20 protein-coding genes are annotated in these 16,509 nt (G+C 64.0%); 11 read left to right on the forward strand and 9 right to left on the reverse strand.

The features are described from left to right. Positions 1 to 115: 115 nt before the first annotated feature. Positions 116 to 355: a hypothetical protein gene (locus LPJ38_RS25140; protein WP_145634221.1), complete on the forward strand. Its 240-nt coding sequence runs from the start codon at positions 116 to 118 to the stop codon at positions 353 to 355. Between the two features lie 185 nt (positions 356 to 540). Here LPJ38_RS25140 and LPJ38_RS25145 read toward each other — a convergent pair whose 3' ends face one another. Together LPJ38_RS25145 and LPJ38_RS25150 are read right to left on the reverse strand one after the other, a co-directional pair. Further along, complete coding sequence (locus tag LPJ38_RS25145) at positions 541 to 933, reverse strand: NUDIX hydrolase (protein WP_008563855.1); 393 nt, start codon at positions 931 to 933, stop codon at positions 541 to 543. An 88-nt stretch (positions 934 to 1,021) separates the two neighbouring features. Beyond that, positions 1,022 to 2,119 carry an AI-2E family transporter gene (locus LPJ38_RS25150; protein WP_145634650.1) on the reverse strand — a complete coding sequence of 366 codons (1,098 nt, stop codon included), beginning with the start codon at positions 2,117 to 2,119 and terminating at the stop codon, positions 1,022 to 1,024. 174 nt (positions 2,120 to 2,293) lie between these two features. Between LPJ38_RS25150 and LPJ38_RS25155 the strand changes: the two genes are divergently transcribed. From LPJ38_RS25155 to LPJ38_RS25170, 4 genes are all read left to right on the forward strand, one after another. Further along, entirely contained in the window at positions 2,294 to 2,500 is a 207-nt protein-coding gene (locus tag LPJ38_RS25155) for a hypothetical protein (RefSeq protein ID WP_231088400.1), read from the forward strand. A 145-nt stretch (positions 2,501 to 2,645) separates the two neighbouring features. Further along, positions 2,646 to 2,873 (forward strand): hypothetical protein, encoded by a 228-nt coding sequence (locus LPJ38_RS25160; RefSeq protein WP_145634246.1) that lies wholly within the window; start codon positions 2,646 to 2,648, stop codon positions 2,871 to 2,873. Positions 2,874 to 3,104: 231 nt separating this feature from the next. Then, positions 3,105 to 5,153 (forward strand): acetoacetate--CoA ligase, encoded by a 2,049-nt coding sequence (locus LPJ38_RS25165; RefSeq protein ID WP_145634258.1) that lies wholly within the window; start codon positions 3,105 to 3,107, stop codon positions 5,151 to 5,153. Between the two features lie 427 nt (positions 5,154 to 5,580). Beyond that, positions 5,581 to 5,883: a hypothetical protein gene (locus LPJ38_RS25170; protein ID WP_145634280.1), complete on the forward strand. Its 303-nt coding sequence runs from the start codon at positions 5,581 to 5,583 to the stop codon at positions 5,881 to 5,883. A gap of 13 nt (positions 5,884 to 5,896) precedes the next feature. On the opposite strand, the gene LPJ38_RS25175 is transcribed toward LPJ38_RS25170, so the two are convergent. Continuing rightward, positions 5,897 to 6,328, reverse strand: a complete 432-nt coding sequence (locus LPJ38_RS25175; RefSeq protein ID WP_145634290.1) for a hypothetical protein — start codon at positions 6,326 to 6,328, stop codon at positions 5,897 to 5,899. A 155-nt stretch (positions 6,329 to 6,483) separates the two neighbouring features. Next, positions 6,484 to 6,702: a hypothetical protein gene (locus tag LPJ38_RS25180; RefSeq protein WP_060737739.1), complete on the reverse strand. Its 219-nt coding sequence runs from the start codon at positions 6,700 to 6,702 to the stop codon at positions 6,484 to 6,486. Between the two features lie 503 nt (positions 6,703 to 7,205). On the opposite strand from LPJ38_RS25180, the gene LPJ38_RS25185 reads away from it, so the two are divergent. The 3 genes from LPJ38_RS25185 to LPJ38_RS25195 all read left to right on the forward strand — a co-directional run bounded on the left by LPJ38_RS25185 (position 7,206) and on the right by LPJ38_RS25195 (position 8,806). Continuing rightward, on the forward strand, positions 7,206 to 7,793 hold the full coding sequence (locus LPJ38_RS25185) for a formyltransferase family protein (RefSeq protein WP_145634303.1): 588 nt from the start codon (positions 7,206 to 7,208) through the stop codon (positions 7,791 to 7,793). Between the two features lie 172 nt (positions 7,794 to 7,965). After that, positions 7,966 to 8,316 (forward strand): hypothetical protein, encoded by a 351-nt coding sequence (locus LPJ38_RS25190; protein WP_145634317.1) that lies wholly within the window; start codon positions 7,966 to 7,968, stop codon positions 8,314 to 8,316. Next, positions 8,261 to 8,806, forward strand: a complete 546-nt coding sequence (locus LPJ38_RS25195) for a hypothetical protein (RefSeq protein ID WP_167520493.1) — start codon at positions 8,261 to 8,263, stop codon at positions 8,804 to 8,806. Before LPJ38_RS25190 ends, LPJ38_RS25195 begins: the two co-directional genes overlap by 56 nt. A 54-nt stretch (positions 8,807 to 8,860) precedes the next feature. Here LPJ38_RS25195 and LPJ38_RS25200 read toward each other — a convergent pair whose 3' ends face one another. Further along, positions 8,861 to 9,259, reverse strand: a complete 399-nt coding sequence (locus tag LPJ38_RS25200) for a RidA family protein (RefSeq protein WP_145634343.1) — start codon at positions 9,257 to 9,259, stop codon at positions 8,861 to 8,863. Between the two features lie 146 nt (positions 9,260 to 9,405). Between LPJ38_RS25200 and LPJ38_RS25205 the strand changes: the two genes are divergently transcribed. Both LPJ38_RS25205 and LPJ38_RS25210 read left to right on the forward strand, forming a co-directional pair. Then, the gene (locus LPJ38_RS25205) at positions 9,406 to 10,281 is read left to right on the forward strand and encodes a DMT family transporter (RefSeq protein WP_145634356.1); all 876 of its coding nucleotides are present in this window, start codon (positions 9,406 to 9,408) and stop codon (positions 10,279 to 10,281) included. A 203-nt stretch (positions 10,282 to 10,484) separates the two neighbouring features. Continuing rightward, complete coding sequence (locus tag LPJ38_RS25210; RefSeq protein WP_145634369.1) at positions 10,485 to 11,915, forward strand: caspase family protein; 1,431 nt, start codon at positions 10,485 to 10,487, stop codon at positions 11,913 to 11,915. A gap of 74 nt (positions 11,916 to 11,989) precedes the next feature. Here the strand turns inward: LPJ38_RS25210 and LPJ38_RS25215 are convergent, their stop codons facing one another. Together LPJ38_RS25215 and cysK are read right to left on the reverse strand one after the other, a co-directional pair. Further along, positions 11,990 to 12,229 (reverse strand): BrnA antitoxin family protein, encoded by a 240-nt coding sequence (locus LPJ38_RS25215; RefSeq protein ID WP_145634380.1) that lies wholly within the window; start codon positions 12,227 to 12,229, stop codon positions 11,990 to 11,992. A gap of 3 nt (positions 12,230 to 12,232) precedes the next feature. Beyond that, positions 12,233 to 13,222 carry a cysteine synthase A gene (cysK, locus tag LPJ38_RS25220; protein ID WP_145634393.1) on the reverse strand — a complete coding sequence of 330 codons (990 nt, stop codon included), beginning with the start codon at positions 13,220 to 13,222 and terminating at the stop codon, positions 12,233 to 12,235. Between the two features lie 223 nt (positions 13,223 to 13,445). Between cysK and LPJ38_RS25225 the strand changes: the two genes are divergently transcribed. Beyond that, entirely contained in the window at positions 13,446 to 13,685 is a 240-nt protein-coding gene (locus tag LPJ38_RS25225) for a hypothetical protein (protein WP_145634405.1), read from the forward strand. Here the strand turns inward: LPJ38_RS25225 and LPJ38_RS25230 are convergent. Next, the gene (locus LPJ38_RS25230; protein ID WP_011084757.1) at positions 13,669 to 15,015 is read right to left on the reverse strand and encodes an IS5-like element ISBj5_B family transposase; all 1,347 of its coding nucleotides are present in this window, start codon (positions 15,013 to 15,015) and stop codon (positions 13,669 to 13,671) included. The two genes, LPJ38_RS25225 and LPJ38_RS25230, sit on opposite strands and share 17 nt — an antisense overlap. Before the next feature lie 190 nt (positions 15,016 to 15,205). Further along, on the reverse strand, positions 15,206 to 16,351 hold the full coding sequence (tgt, locus tag LPJ38_RS25235; protein WP_145639354.1) for a tRNA guanosine(34) transglycosylase Tgt: 1,146 nt from the start codon (positions 16,349 to 16,351) through the stop codon (positions 15,206 to 15,208). Positions 16,352 to 16,509: the final 158 nt, after the last annotated feature.

The following is a 16,509-nucleotide window of genomic DNA, read 5'->3' on the forward strand; positions in this document are numbered from 1 at the left end:
TCCAAAGCACATCTGCCGCACCGGCGATCCGATCGCGCCGGAACAGGGTACCACGTCCTTCCGGTTTGAGCGTGCATACGCCGTGCGCTAGCATGTTCCTTTTACGGAGGCTCATTTGAAACCATTCATTTTCATCGCGGCCGTCGCATTGCTCGCAGCCGCTCCCGCCCGTTCGCAGGCGCTGGTCGATCCCAGCAAGGTTGCCCCCGAATATCGTGAGGCAGCGGAGAGGCGCCGGGCCGAACAGCTGCGCCAGCGCGAATGCGCGATGAAGGCGGATCTCGCGAAAGTGCTGCCCAGGGATCGCACCACCTATCTCAATCATTGCCTGGAGACGATGGCGGCCAAGCAATAGTGGCTGAGCAGGCCGCTTGATGGATCGAGACCGCCGCCTGTCACTGTGGAGCGATGACTTTGCGCGTGTTCTGCGAAGAGCGGCTCGCCTGCTCGCATCGGCTGCAGCAAGGTCCCATCGAGACGAACGGCGCCCGCTCGCGGTCGTTCGCAGGGCGGACGCGATCGGCGGGACGCGAGGTTAGATCACCCTCGCCGCGGCTTCCTCGGAAACAGGCGGTCGCGGATGTAGCGCGAGGTCGGCGTCAGGCGGATGCCGCGGGGCCGCTGCCAGGCAGCGCGATCGATCTCCTTCTTGTCGCCGATCGTCAGCCTGCCCTTGGCGCCCTTGGCGATGAAGATGGCATCGCTCATCTTGCGGCCGGAGCGCTTGTTCCTGGCCGTCACTTCCTTCCAGAGACTGATCCGGCCGAGCTTCAGCTTGGGCAGCTCCTCCTTGATCTCGCGTCGCAGGCAGTCCTTCTCGGACTCGCGCGCGCGCTTGCGGCCGCCTGGGAACATCCAGAGACCGTCGGATCGGCGTCTGACCAACAACACCTTGCCGCGCCTGGCGGCAACCAGCTTGGAAGACTTCGCCATCACTGCCGCAAATCGAAACCAGAATCGTCCCGATCGTAACTTGTCTAGTCGTATAGACAAGTTGAGGGGTCAGTTTGACCACAGGCCGTCACGGCGCCGGGTCAGCCTTTGTCCCCTCCACCCGATCCTCCGTCCGGATCCAGGCCATCATCAGCTCCCAGGCCACCGACAGGATGATCGGCCCGATGAACAGGCCGACGATACCGTGGGCGAGCGTGCCGCCGATCACGCCGACGAAGATCACGATGGTCGGCGTGGTCAGGCCGCGCCCCATGACGAGCGGCTTCAGCATGGTGTCGATGAAGCCGACCAGGACGAGAAACACGGTGAGCAGGAGCGCGGTGGTGACGTCCTTGGCGGTCCAGATCCAGATGATCACCGGCAGCAGCACGAGAAAGGCGCCGATCTGCACGATCGAGAGCAGCAGCACGATGAAGGCGAGAAGGCCAGCGCTCGGCACGGCAGCGAGCTTGAAGCCGAAACCGGCGAGCAACGCCTGCACCACCGCGACGCCGATCACCCCTTGCGCCACGGCGCGGATGGTCGCACCCGCGAGCCCGAGGAAATGCTCGCTCTGCTCGGGCACGATGCGGAACAGGAAGTTGCGGCCGGCCGCAACCAGCCGCGGTCCGTGCGGAAACAGGAAGCCGGCAACGAACACCGAGAGCAGGAACTGGACAGTGCCGAGTCCGGCATCGCCCGCGAGCGACAACAGCGGTCCCGCCAGCGGCTGGAGATATGGCGCCACCTCGCGCAACACCGCTCGGATGTTGGTGTAGGTCTGGTCCCAGAGTTCATAGAGCCACGGGCCGACCAGCGGCCACGATTTGAGCTGCTCCGGCGCCGACTGCAGCGCGAGATCGCCGGTGCCGAGCTGGTGCGCCAGCTCCCGCACGCCATCGACCGCACTGAGGCCAAGCCAGGTCGCAGGGCCGATGACGATGCCCAGCGTGATCAGGGTGAGGAGCGCCGCTGCGGTCTTCGGCCGGCCGCCGAGGATCCTGGCCAGCCAGCTGAAGGCCGGGTAGAACGCAACCGCGAGCACGCCGCTCCAGGCCAGGATCGGCACGAAAGGGCGGATGATCAGGAAGGTCCAGATGATCAGCAGGGCCAGCAGGCCGAGCCGGATCACGAGCTGGATGATATCCTCTCCCGTCAGGAGCTGACGGAGACTTTTCACGGCGATTGCTTTCCCTGCGACATGAACGCAACGTCCGGCAACTTGCGAAGCCAATCCGTTATTGCCAGCTGCGGAACCGCCGTCAAGACGAGCGCGCCTGCCCAGCCGCCCGAAGGCCCCCTTCCGGAATTAGGAACGCCTCGGCCCAAAGCGCATTCCAGGACGATGGCGGGTCGCCCCATGGAGCCAGATTCCCACGCGGGAATTCACCGCAGCATCCATTTCTCGCTGACGCGCAACAGTGCGCCCGGCTATTGGCACTACGCCTATTCCATCGGCGAGAAGGTGCGCTCCGGGCGAGTGCAAGGCAGATTGCCGCAGCTCGCCATCAGGCGCGTGAAGATGCGCATCGATCGTGACATGCGCACTGGCCCGGCGATCGATTGATGCGCAGCTGGCAAAAGTTGCCCGCCGGCCGCAACAAGCAGCACAGCTTGGCTAACGCCGATTAACCGGAATTTCCTGGGCCGGTTTACGCCGCTGCAAAGCCGCCCGGCTACCGTCGGCGAGGTCCCAAGAAACAATCCATGCAATGGCCAACAGCATCTGGACGATCGAACAATTCACCTGTGCGGGTTGCAGCATGAGCTACACCGCGACCAGGGAGGAACATGCCGAAGCGCATTCCGGCTGTTTCAAATGCAGCATCTGCAGCAGCGTGGTGCATAGCTGGTCCGGAAGGCATCATTTCTTCCGCTGGGAAGCCGTGAAGACGAGGCCGCCCGTGTTCGGACGGCGCTGGGCGGACGTGGGCTATTAGATCGCCACCCTTTGCGGCAACCTGACCGCGCCAGCGAGATCGTCCCTGTGCGAGAGCGGTCGCGCTGACGAGCCGCCCCACATGGTAGCAAATGCTCAGGCCGACCCTGCTCCGCAGCGTCGGGGACGATTTTCGCGCATTCCCGCGCGCCTGAGGCCGTTGCAGCGGGTCAGGGACACGCTAAGTTCACACTCCTCTACCTTTCCTAGCCGCTAGTGAAGTCGACACGTGATGACCGCCCCCTTCGTTCCGCAGATCGCTCTCTACCGCACCTGGCTCGCCGAGAAGCGTGGCCTCACATTCTCGAGCTACGAGGACATGCGGCAGTGGTCCGTTCGCGATCTTGACGGCTTCTGGCGCAGCATCTGGGACTATTACGACCTGCAATCACCGACGCCGTTCGCGACCGTAATCGCCGAGCGCAAGATGCCCGGTGCGGTGTGGTTTCCCGGTGCACAGGTCAATTATGCGCGGCAGGTATTCCGCCATGTCGAGGCCGCCAATGCCGCAGGCCTGCCTGCGATCGTCAGCGCCGGCGAGGACGGCAGGCTGACGGAGACGAGCTGGCCCGAGCTGCGGCGCAAGGCCGCTGCACTCGCGCTGCATCTGAAGGACAAAGGCATCAAGCCCGGCGACCGCATCGCGGCCTATCTGCCCAACATCCCCGAGACCATCATCGCATTCCTGGCGGCGGCCAGCATCGGCGCCGTCTGGAGCGTCTGCGCGCCCGATATGGCGGCACCGGCTGTGATCGACCGCTTCAAGCAGATCGAGCCGAAGGTGCTGATCGCCTGCGACGCCGTTCGCTATGCCGGCCGACGCCACGACCGCAAGGACGTCGTTGCCGAGCTGCGGCGCTCGCTGCCCACGGTCGAGCACGTTATCCTGCACAGCGAGGTCGTCCCGCCCGCTGCTCCGGACGCCCTGCTCTCCGACATCGTCGCCATGACGGGCGCCGCCATCGACGCTTTCGAGCCAAGCTGGCTGCCATTCGATCACCCGCTCTGGATCGTTTATTCCAGCGGCACCACCGGCCTGCCGAAGCCGATCGTGCACGGTCATGGCGGCATCGTCATCGTGGTGCTGGCGCTGCTCGGCCTGCACAACGATATCGGCTGCTCCTATCACCCGAACTCGTCCGGCGAGCGCTATCACTGGTACTCTTCGACCGGCTGGATCATGTGGAATTCGCAGGTTGGTGGCCTGCTCGGCGGCACCACCTGCTGCATTTTCGACGGCAGCCCCGGCGGCACCAAGGACAATCCGGACTGGACCACATTGTGGCGTTTCGTCGCGCAATCGAAGGCGACCTTCTTCGGCGCGGGGGCGGCATTCTTCGCGAATTGCGCCAAGGCCGAGGTCGATCTGGCGGCCGCCGGCGATCTATCGCGACTGCGGTGTCTCGGCTCGACCGGCTCGCCGCTCAGCGCCGACACGCAGGGCTGGTTCAATGCGCGCTTTGCGACGTTGTCGGCGACCAACGGCAGCAAGGCGCAGGCGGACATCTGGTGGGCCAACATCTCCGGCGGCACCGATTTCGCAGGCGCCTTCATTGGCGGTAATCGCGAGCTGCCGCAGACACCCGGTGCGATGCAGTGCCGCCTGCTCGGCGCCGCAGTCGAGGCGTTCAATGACCAGGGTCGCGCCGTCACGGGCGAGGTCGGCGAGCTCGTCTGCACCGAGCCGATGCCGTCGATGCCGCTGTATTTCTGGAACGACAAAGACGGCGCGCGCTACCGGGCCAGCTATTTCGAGACCTATCCGGACAATTTCGACGGCAGCGGTCGAGGGCCCGTGTGGCGGCACGGCGACTGGCTCAAGGTCAATGCGGACGGCTCCTGCGTCATCTATGGCCGCAGCGATGCAACGATCAACCGGCACGGCCTGCGCATGGGCACGAGCGAGCTCTATTCCGCGATCGAGGCTCTGCCGGAAGTGCTGGACTCGCTCGTTGTGGATCTCGAGTATCTCGGCCGCGACAGCTACATGCCGCTGTTCGTGGTGTTGCGCGACGGCGTCGCGCTCGACGATGCGATGGAGGCCAAGATCAACAAGGCGATCGAGATCGGTCTCTCCCGGCGTTTCCTGCCGAACGAAATTTTCGCCGTCGCCGAGATCCCGCGCACGCTCTCCGGCAAGAAGCAGGAGCTGCCGATCAAGAAGCTTTTGCTTGGCCAGGCGGTCGAAAAGGTCATCAACAAGGAGGCGATGGCCAATCCCGGCTGTCTCGGCTGGTATCTCGCCTTCGCGCGCGACTACCTGGCCAGAACGGCAGCGTGAAGCCGGATCACCCGCCGCCGAAATTGGAGGGATCGAGATTCCTGTTTTCGGACGGCGGGATCGGCGGATATCCGGGAAACTTGTACCAGCCGGGCGGCACCGCCACGCGCGCGTCGGGATGGACCATGACGTGGTCCCGCGGACGCACGTGATGCCTCGGCGCTGCCGCGGCCGACGCGCACGTTGACATCAGGAGAAGTAAAACCAGGACAGGGCGCATCGCACGGTCTCCAGACGTCCCCGCCCATCATGTGGTTCACGGAACCCGCCCGCACCATTCATCTTCGCGTCACAATCGCTCACATCGATGGGATCGCGGGCGCACGACGTGGACCGGACGATCGACCCAATTGTGCCTATGGCGTTTGGACTCCGTTCACCGATCGTCGCTAGATCAGGACAATCTTCCCCCGCCCAACATCAGGCCATGGCCGACCTCAACGCCGTCCTCACCAGGCTCAACGACCGTCTGCTGCGTCTCGAAGGCGAGCTGTTCGTGCTGCGCTCGCTGGCACGCGCGACGCTGACCGCGGGTGATGAGCATGCCGCGCGCATGCGCAAGCTGGTTGAGGCCGCTAAAGTCGCGCTCGACGACGAGGCCAGGCGGCCGCTCGACAAGCCGACGCGCAAATATGTGGATGCGGCAACCGCGCTGGTGGAAGAGCTGCTGGTCGAGCCGACTCAGGCGCGGCCGTTGTTCACGGTCATCGACGGCGGCCGGCGCGACTGAGCGATCCGATCAACTAGCGCCCGTAGTACCCACGCGGCTGCATGCCGTTGCGGTAGCATTGGCCGTCCGAATAATTGTACGCGAAACCGTCGGGGCAGAGCCCGCCACGACGTCCATAGGCTTCGGAACGCCCGTACGTGCCGGGGGCACGCGCGCCGTGCGGATAGCAGCTGCCATCCGAATAATTGTAGTCATAACCGTGCGGACAGAGGCCGCCACCTCCATAGCCGCCACCTCCATAGCCCGGTCCGTAGCCCCTGTTGTAGACGCCTGGCGCATGAGCGTTATTGGGATAGCAGCGGCCGTTCGAGTGGTTGAAATCATAGCCGTGTGGACATTGCCCGGTTGGACCACCTCTGAACTGAACCTGCTCCATCATCGGCTCCGGCGGTGCCGCAGGCACGTTTGCAAATGCAATCAAGCCAGCCAGCGCAAGCACGATCATGACCTCTCCTCCAAATGACCGGGACAAGCCTAGCAGGATTCGTGTCCCACGAAACGACCTGTCGATTGAGCCACGGCCGCGCTGAACCGTACATGAACCGGGATCGAAGCGCGGTGATGCGTCGTACCGCAGGAGGTCGCAAGTGCCGGATCGCCCTACAAGGTCGTGGATTGCTCCGCCTTCAGCCGGCCGAGGCCTGCCTCGATGATCGCGATCTCCTCATCGATCTTGCCGATCGGCAGACTGAAATCATAGCCCGACCTGCTCTTCAGATCGACCGCGAGCCGCTGTCTGTGCATCATCAGCTCGTCGAGACCGCGCCGGTTCTTCAGTCGGACATAAATGTCGACGATCTGCTCAATCGCGCTCGGCATGAAATCGGTCCCGGCGAAAAGGCCCGCGCGACGCACCCACGCCGGCGGGACATTTTCGGTGTCGCGGTACGCAATACAAATCCGCGACGGATTCGTCGATACGCCAAGCTGGTTGAGAACATGTTACCGTGAGGTGATTTCGTCAGGGCGGCATGAAAAAGCCGCTGGCAACCATGCCAGCGGCCAAGCCGGGTTCGAAAACGGATGCGGGTTGAAATGTCGCCAGCCCCGGTCCGTCATTCCTACGGCAGAGTGAGCATCTCTTCTGTCTAGAACGAAACACAGGAACCGAGGCACGCATCACTTGCGGGCTCGACCCTGCCCATCCGCAACACTGTCATGCGCACAGGCAGCGCCGGGCCGAGCCGTTGTCAGCGGCGGAATTCGTCGCCTCCGGCGGCTGGTGCATTGTTGATAACCCACCCAAATGCGGCGCGAGTGGTGACAGGGCGTCCGGACGTGTTATCGGGAGATGACGCAACTGCGAGACAGATCGGACACCCATGCGCATTACCCTGGTCGGCTCCCGACATTTCGGCGTGACCACCCTGAACATGCTCCGGGAGCACAGCGTCACGATCGTTCGGGTCGTGGTGGCGGATGCCGACGATCGTCTTGCCGCGGCCGCCAAGGCGGCCGGCATCGAGGTGGTGGTCCAGGCCGATCCGAAGCTGGTGGTGGCCTCCGAGATCGCACCCGATACTGACCTGATCATCACGGCGCACAGCCACGCCCGGATCGGCAAGGACGCGCTGGCCGCGGCCAGGCTGGGGGGAATTGGCTATCACCCCTCGCTGCTGCCCCGCCATCGCGGCAAGGCGGCCGTGGAATGGACCATCAAGGAAGGCGACCCGATCGCCGGCGGCACGATCTACCACCTCGCCGACCGCATGGACGCAGGCGCCATCGCCGCGCAGGACTGGTGCTTCGTCAAGAGGGGCGAAACGGCGCGGGAGCTCTGGGAGCGCGCGCTGGCGCCCCTCGGCCTCAAGCTGCTGGCCGACGTGATCGACTACGCCAAAGTCCACAAGGCGCTTCCGGCCAAGGTTCAGGACGAGCAGTTCGCGACCTCGGCCCCGAGTCTGTCCTGACGTTTACCCTTAACGTGAAGTGGCATTGATTCTGCTTCGAAAATCGGAGGCAAAAACTCAAATAAACCATTGTTCCCACAGGAACAATTTTCGATTTGGCGTTGCAACAAATTTCCGTCACATTTCGTCCGAATAAGCGACAGCATATCAGACAGATTCAAGGACGGAATTCATGCGTTTTGGTCGCAATGCGGTGTTCTGTGCCGCCTCAGTTTTCGCCGCCATCCTGGCCTCTCCCGCTTTTGCCCAGAGCCCCTATGACGGCAATTGGCACGTGACCATCGTGACCAAGAGCGGCTCCTGCGAGCCGACCGCAAGCTCCATGCTGACGGTTGCCGACGGCAAGATCACCGCGCCGGGCGCTAACGTTTCCGGCACCATCGGCAGCGGGGGACTTGTGAAAGTTTCGATCAATGGTGCATATGCCAACGGTCAACTCAACGGCAACGCCGGATCGGGGAAGTGGAATGGAGCATCTGCAGGCATACCGTGCAGCGGGCGGTGGGAAGCATCGCGCCAATAAACCAATTGAGGCTCGCGCCAAAGGCCGGCGGCTGCTGATCGCGGCCGCCGTTTTGTTTGCGGCGGGTCTCGCCAACACTGAAAGCAACGCCCAGTCCAGCCCGTTCGCCTCGCTCGCGGGCAGCTGGAGCGGCGGCGGCACCGTCACCCTGGACGACGGCTCGACTGAGCGCATCCGCTGCCGGGCCAAATACGCCCCGATCGGACCGACCATGGAGATGTCGCTGACCTGCGCCAGCGACGCCTACAAGTTCAACCTCGGCGCCAATGTCAGGGCCGAGGGCGGCGCCATTGCCGGCAGCTGGTCCGAAGCCAGCCGCAACATCTCCGGCTCGCTCCAGGGCCGCGGCGCCGGTGGCAATTACGAGCTGGTTGCCTCCACCGCCGGCTTCAACGCCAACATCTCGCTGAAGACGACCGGCAACAAGCAGAACGTCTCGATGCGCGCGGACAGCCAGTTCCGCGGCGCCAACATCGCGCTGTCGAAGTAAGACGACAGCGCCGTGACACAACGATCGATCCGGCGGCCGCGCCGGGTCGATTTTTTATGCGTTCGGCACGAACGCTGTGACCTCGATCTCGACCTTGGCCCGCTCGTCCACGAGGCCGCCGATGTAGAGCAGTGTTGACGGCGGGAAATTGCGCCCCAGCGTCTCCTTCCAGGCCGCGCCGATGCCCGGGCCCGCGGCCTCATATTCGCTGCGGCTGGTCAGGTACCAGGTCAAACGAACGACGTGCTCGGGGCCCGCTCCGGCCTCCGCCAAGAGCTTGATGATCCGCTTCAGCGCGGTCGCAACCTGTGCCGCCATGTCGGGCGCGTAGTTGCCGGTCTCATCGCCGCCGGTCTGCCCGGCGAGAACCACCCAGCGGCCGGGCCCCGCGACCACGACACCGTGGGAAAAGCCGCGCGGTTTCTTCCATTCGGCCGGTTGCAAGATTTGCATGAGCGAAGCTCTCCCTTTTCTTGTTGTTCAATGCTGCCTTAGCACGTCCCCCTGCATCGCTGCATCCGCAGATTTGGCCGTTGCAAACGGCAGCGATGTCGCCGATACCGGCCTCCCCTCAGGCACGATTTTCCGCACCCACACTCATGACTGCGACACCGTCCAAAACGATGGCTGCACTGTGGATGGCAGGCTGGCTGGCGCTGATGCTGGTCATGGCGGTCGCCGGGCGCGAGACCACGCGCGAGCTGAGCGTTTTCCAGATCATGGAAGTGCGATCGGTGATCGGGTTCTTCCTGCTTCTGCCATTCATTCTCCGCGCCGGCGGCTTCAAGGCGGTCACAGCCCATCGCCTGCCGCAGCACCTCGCGCGCAACGGAGTGCACTATTTCGCGCAGCTCGGCTGGTTCTACGCACTGACGCTGATCGGGATCGGCCAAGTCGTCGCAATCGAATTCACCATGCCGATCTGGACGGCGCTGCTGGCGGCAACCTTCCTGTCCGAGCGCATGACCGTCTGGAAGATCGCCGCGGTCGTTCTCGGCGTCATCGGTGTTGTCATGATCGTTCGGCCCGCCACCGGCGAGATCAATCCGGGTCAGCTGATCGCGCTTGGAGCTGCGATTGGCTTCAGCATCTCCATGATATTGGCGAAGTCGCTGACCCGAACCGAGAGCGCCTTGTCGATCCTGTTCTGGATGATCGTCGTCCAGATGGTCGTCGGCCTGCTGCCGACACTCTATGTCTGGACTTGGCCATCGGCCCACATGTGGGGTTGGCTCTTCGTCATCGGGGTCTGCGGCACGTTCTCGCACTATTGCCTTGCCAGCGCGCTCCGGTACGCCGATGCGACCATCGTGGTTCCCATGGACTTCCTGCGGGTTCCACTCACGGCGACGGCCGGCTGGCTGCTGTATTCCGAGCGCCTCGACGCCTGGACGGTGCTCGGCGCGGCGCTGATCCTCTGCGGCAATCTTCTGAATCTAAAACCGGCGTCCGTGGTTCCCGCTCGCGCACAGTGAACCTGTCGCGGCCTCGCGCGACAAAACAAAGTGGCCGTGTGATTTGGATCACGTTGGGGAAGCTGCCCATCGTGCACATTCGGCCACACAGCAGCGGTTTGGACGCGACCTACTGCCGTTTTGGTGGTGCGAAGTCGGGCACTTCGTGTAGGTTCGTTGCCAATTCGTTGCTGCCTGCAATTCGATTCTGTTGGGGATCTCAGATGCGCTATCTCACCCTCCTCGCTTCGCTGATGTGCATGGCTTTGTCGGTCAGTGCCGCGAAGGCCGACCGCCGCGTCGCCTTCGTCGTCGGCAACGGCAATTACAAGAACGTCGCGCAATTGCCGAACCCGCCGATCGACGCCAAGTCGATGGCGGCGACGCTGCGCAATGTCGGCTTCGAGGTGATCGAAGGATCCAATCTCAGCCGCGACCAGATGACTGAGAAGCTGCTCGACTTCGGGCGCAAGGCGCAGGGCTCCGACATCGCGCTGTTTTATTATGCCGGCCACGGCATCGCCGTCAGCGGCACCAATTACCTGCTGCCGGTCGACGCCGACATCAAGTCGGAGATGGACGTCAAGCTGGGCGCTGCCATCAACATCGACCTGACACTCGAGCAGACCATGGGCGACGCCAAGGTCAAGCTCGTCTTCCTCGACGCCTGCCGCGACAATCCGTTTGCCGCCAAGATCAAGTCGAATGCCGCCACCCGCAGCGTCAACGTGCAGAGCGGCCTTGCCGAGATGAAGTCCGGCGAAGGCACGCTGATCGCCTTCGCGACCGGCCCCGGCCAGACCGCGCTCGACGGCCAGGAGGGCAACAACAGCCCGTTCACCCGCGCGCTGATCGACAACATCACCAGGCCTGGCGTCGAAATCCAGCAGGCGATGACGTCGGTGCGCGCCCAGGTCAATGAAGAGACCCGCAAGGGCCAGCTGCCCTGGGGCCACACCAACCTGACCGGCAGCGTCTATCTCAATCAGGCTCCGACCACCCAGGTCGCCGCCGCGGCGCCGACCGCGACCGGCATGCTGCCAGCCGCAGCCGGCAGCTCGGACGGTGTCGAGCTCGAATATTGGCGTTCGGTGAAGGAATCCAACAAGCCGGAGGAGCTCAACGCCTATCTCACGGCCTATCCGAACGGACAGTTCAAGGCGCTGGCGCTGGCACGCCTCGCGGCGATCAAGAGCGGCCCCTCGACCGCGACCCGCACGCTGACCGCCGGCGTCGATCCCGCGACCTTTACCGACGAGTCCACCCAGGTCACCGAGGATCAGATCGGCCTCGACAAGAACAAGCGCCGCGATGTGCAGCGTCGGCTGACAGCGCTCGGCTTCGACACCAAGCTGACCGGCGTGTTCGACGACGAGACGCGATCCGTGCTCAAGCGCTGGCAGACAGCGCGCGGCTATCCTTCATCGGGCTACCTGAACAAGCTCCAGCACAAGGCCCTGCTCTCGGAGATCGTGGCTGCCCCGGCGACGGCAAGCGACACCAGCCAGAAGCCAGCCAAGCGCGCGGCCAGCGCCCCGGCCCAGAGCAGCGCGCCGGCACCAGCGCAGCATCGCAGCAATCCCGGCGACGCGGCCGGTGCGGCCTTCGTCGGCGGCGTCGTCGGCGGCATGATGGGCGGCATGTTCCGCCGCTGAGGCACCAAGCACTCTCAAAACAAAGCCCGGCTCGCGCCGGGCTTTTTCTTTTGCGGGCGCTGATCGCGGGGAGCCTACTTCCCCGCCGCCTTCCGCAGTGCCTCGTTGATGCGATCCTGCCAGCCCGGCCCGCCCTCCTGGAAGAACTCAAGCACGTCCTGGTCGATGCGCAGCGTGACCTGCTCCTTGATGCCAGGAACAGCGGTTTGCTTGGGCGGCGCCACGGCGACCTTGGCGGTCACCTTCTTGAATGCCGCCTCCGCTTCCGTCCTGGCATCGCCAAGCGTCCGCGGCCGTCTCGGTTGATCCGCCATGTGCTAGATTCCCTCAAACAGAGCCGTCGAAAGATACCGCTCGGAGAAGGACGGCACGATCGCGAGGACGGTTTTCCCGGAAGCTTCCGGACGCTTGCCGATCTCGAGCGCGGCTGCGATCGCAGCGCCCGATGAGATGCCCCCTGCGATGCCTTCATGCCGCGCCAGCGCGCGCGAGGTCTCGATCGCGGTCATCGAGTTGACCTTTACGATCTCGTCGATCACCGAACGGTCGAGAATGTCAGGCACGAAGCCGGCGCCGATGCCCTGGATCTTGTGCGGGGTGTGCTGGCCGCCCGAGAGCACCGGGCTCTCCTCCGGTTCGACTGCCACCACCCGCAGCGACGGCTTGCGCGGCTTCAACACCTGGCCGACGCCCGTGATGGTGCCTCCGGTGCCGACACCGGCCACGAAGAAATCGATGTTGCCGGCCGTATCGTTCCAGATCTCCTCCGCCGTGGTGCGGCGATGCACCTCGGGATTGGCGAGGTTCTTGAACTGCTGCGGCATCACCGAGTTCGGCGTCGTTTTCAACAGTTCTTCGGCGGCGGCGATAGCGCCTTTCATGCCCTGGGCTGCCGGCGTCAACACGAGCTCGGCGCCGAGATAGGCCAGCATCTTGCGACGCTCGATCGACATCGATTCCGGCATCACCAGCTTGAGGCGGTAGCCGCGCGAGGCCGCGACGAAGGCAAGCGCGATGCCGGTATTGCCGGAGGTCGGCTCGATCAGCACGGTGTCGGGCTTGATGATGCCCGCCTTCTCCATGGCGATGATCATCGCCGCACCGATGCGGTCCTTCACGCTGGCGGCCGGATTGAAATATTCAAGTTTTGCCAAAATCGTCGCGTTCACGCCGTGCATGGCAGGCAACCGGCGCAAGCGCACGGTCGGCGTGTTGCCGAAGGTGTCGACGATCGAGTCATAGATCCGGCCGCGGCCGGGTTGGTGCGCTGCACCCGTCTTCGCAGCCTTCTCGGACGACGCGTCCATGATGAACTCCCTGTGGCAACAATCTGCGCTTCTGTCGTGGCTCTTGCGCAGTTACAGACAGCTTGCGGCGACACGCAAGCGACAATGCGGCACATGTTAAATACGCTGCATCGCAAAATCACGTGAGCTGCAAATATCAGAAAACCAACGCATTTGTGTTGCGACCTCGTCAACCGGTTCTGCTTATGTTAGACTTACGTCTTAAAGCAGGGAGGTCACCACGATGTCAGCAGTTGCTGAAGTGTTGTCGACCGTCGCGCTGAACCGCGATCCGCGTTGCAGCGAGTTGCCCACCTGTCCCGTCTGCGCCGACTCCATGGTCGCCGCCGAAGCATCCGCCTACGTCTCGGACCAAATGATCAGCTACCTCTGGACCTGCGACACTTGTGGGTACGGCTTCGTGACCAAGCACGCCGTCAAGACGCGTTTCGTATGCAAGTCGTCCGTTAAGAAGCCGGATTGATCGAGGCTGGCCGGGCGAGCGTGCGCCATAGCTGGGCCAGGAACAGGCACAAGAGATATCTCAGCCAGGCGAGGATGCGGCGGAAGTTGTGTCCGACGGCTGAGAGGACGACGTTGGCGGCATCGCCGGCGCGGCCTTTGAGGTAGCAGCGCCCGAGGTGGCCTTCCGCCTTCAGGTGTCCGATGATGGGCTCGATGGCGGAGCGGCGGCGCAGCTCGCGCTTGATGACACCGAAAACGCCGCGCTTCTGGCCGGAGATGAAGACGCGACGGGGATTTTGTGCGTCGTGGCCGCGGTATCCCTTGTCGACATAGGCCCGCTCGATCGGACAGCCGGTGAGTGTCTCGGTGCGGTCAATGACGTCCCGCAAGGTGTGACCGTCGTAGGGGTTGTCGGGCAGTGCGCTGGCGTGCAGCACGAACAGGCCACCGGGAGCCCGGCGGTTGTTGGTGACGATGGAGGCCTTCACGCCGAACTCGTAAGGCGCGCTGGCCTTGCCCTTGCCGATGCACTCCACTTCCGGGGCATGGAAGGAATAGAGCTTCCAGCCGCGCTGGCGCTGCTGCTGCGAGCGGATCTGCGTGGCCCGGCCGAGCGGGAGGGCGAACGCCTGCTCCAGTGCTGGCTGGCCTTCGATCTTGCGGCGGATGTCGCGGATGATCCGGCCCAGCCGGCTACGCAGGATACGCAACTGCCGCTGATGCCGCCTGAACTGTTTGGCATGGGCGTAGCGGCCGGCCATCATCGCGGCGGCCTTGGCGATGCGAGCATAGGATTGCCGCAGCCTGACGCCGTGCCTGATCGCCAGGCGGTTGAGCCCCTTGATGGCCGCATGCAGCAGCTTGGCATCGGTCGGAAAGGTGATGGCCTTCGGCTGCACCGTGGTGTCGACCGTAACCCGCTTGAGGTCCTGGCTGCGTAATGCACCGGCCTCGTGCGCTACCCGCAAGCTCTCGGCCAGCAGCAACTCCAGCTTGTCGCCAAGCCGCTTGCGCCAATGGCTCAGGTCCGAGCGCTCGTGCGGGAACGTGTGCTGAAAGAACTCTTCCCCGGTGAAGAACTGGAAGTATGGGTCATGGACCCAGCGCTCGCACACCTCCTCATCGGACAGCCCGTAAATGTGCTTGAGCAACAGCAGACCGATCATGAAGCGCGTCTCGATCCCGGGCCTGCCGTTCTCGCTGTAGAGCGGCGCGATCTCGCCGTCGATCCAGTCCCAATCGACCTTGCCGGCGAGCAGAACCAGCTCGTGCTTCATATTGATGATCTGGTCGAGCCGAGCCCGGAACAGATCGTTCGATCCCGTCGTCTTGTGCTTCTTCGGCCGCATCGTTCCCTCCGATGCAGACAAGGAATCATGCTTCCCGCTTCGAGGGAATCCACGAAAACCAAATCGCAAGGTTCTGACGCCCAAAGCATCAAAACCTTGCAATCTGGAAATGCCCCTTAGCCCAAATCGAGATTCCCGATCAGTGGCTTAGTCCTTCTTCACGGACGACTATGCAACTGATCTCTGCAAGCTAGCGCGGGGCGATATCGCCCCTCGCCCAGTCCTCGCGCGTACGCCGGTAGAACTCCTCGAACTTGCCCTGTGCGATCGCGTCCCGGATGCCCTGCATCAGGGACTGATAGTAAGCGACGTTGATCTCGGACAGCAGCATCGCCCCCAGCGTCTCGCCCGCCTTGACGAGATGATGCAAATAGGCGCGCGCGCAGCTGCGCGTCGACGGCCATGAGCTTTCCTCGTCGAGCGGCCGCGGATCGTCGGCGTGGCGCGCATTGCGCAGATTGACCTGACCGAAGCGCGTGAAGGCAACGCCATGCCGGCCATTGCGGGTCGGCATCACGCAATCGAACATGTCGACGCCGCGCTTCACCGCCTCGAGGATGTCGTCGGGCGTGCCGACGCCCATCAGGTAACGCGGCCGCTGTTTCGGCAGCAGCGGTCCGGTCTCGTCGATCATCGCCAGCATCACCGCCTGCGGCTCGCCGACGGCGAGGCCGCCGATGGCGTAGCCGTGGAAGCCGATCTCGACCAGGCCTTGCGCACTCGCATGGCGAAGCTGCGGCACGTCGCCGCCCTGCACGATTCCGAACAGCATGTAGCCGTCGGGCGCACTCGCGAAGGCACGCTTGCTGCGCTCGGCCCAGCGCAGCGACAATTGCATTGCGCGCTCGATGTCGGCGCGCTCGGCGGGCAGCCGCACGCATTCGTCCATCTGCATTGCGATGTCGGAGCCGAGGAGGCGCTGCACCTCGATCGAGCGCTCCGGCGACAGCTCGACCTTGGCGCCGTCGATATGCGAACGGAAGGTGACGGCGTGCTCGCTGACCTTGCGCAAGTCCGCCAGCGACATCACCTGGAAGCCGCCGGAATCCGTCAGCATCGGCCCGTTCCACCCCGTGAAGGTCTGCAAGCCGCCGAGCGCCGCAATCCGCTCGGCGCCGGGACGCAGCATCAGATGATAGGTGTTGCCGAGCACGATGTCGGCGCCGGCGTCACGCACCTCGCGCCAATGCATGCCCTTCATGGCACCCGCGGTGCCGACGGGCATGAAAGCCGGCGTCCGCACCACGCCGTGCGGCGTGGTCAGGCGTCCGGTGCGCGCGGCGCCATCGGTGGCGAGCAACTCAAAGTGATTGGGAAGGTCATTGTCGGGATTCATGGCGGTGCTTATTGCGTGTCGGACGAGGCCGATCAACCCGCCCCAGGCCATGCCACGGCCCGTCAATGGCTCAGGCTGGGACACAATCGGCCCCATCTCGGCGCCTGCCGCCTTGTTAAACAAAACGATACAGTGTAGTTTTATCCTGGGGGCTGGAC

This window comes from Bradyrhizobium daqingense (assembly GCF_021044685.1).
In the GTDB taxonomy this organism is placed as follows: Bacteria; Pseudomonadota; Alphaproteobacteria; order Rhizobiales; family Xanthobacteraceae; genus Bradyrhizobium; species Bradyrhizobium daqingense.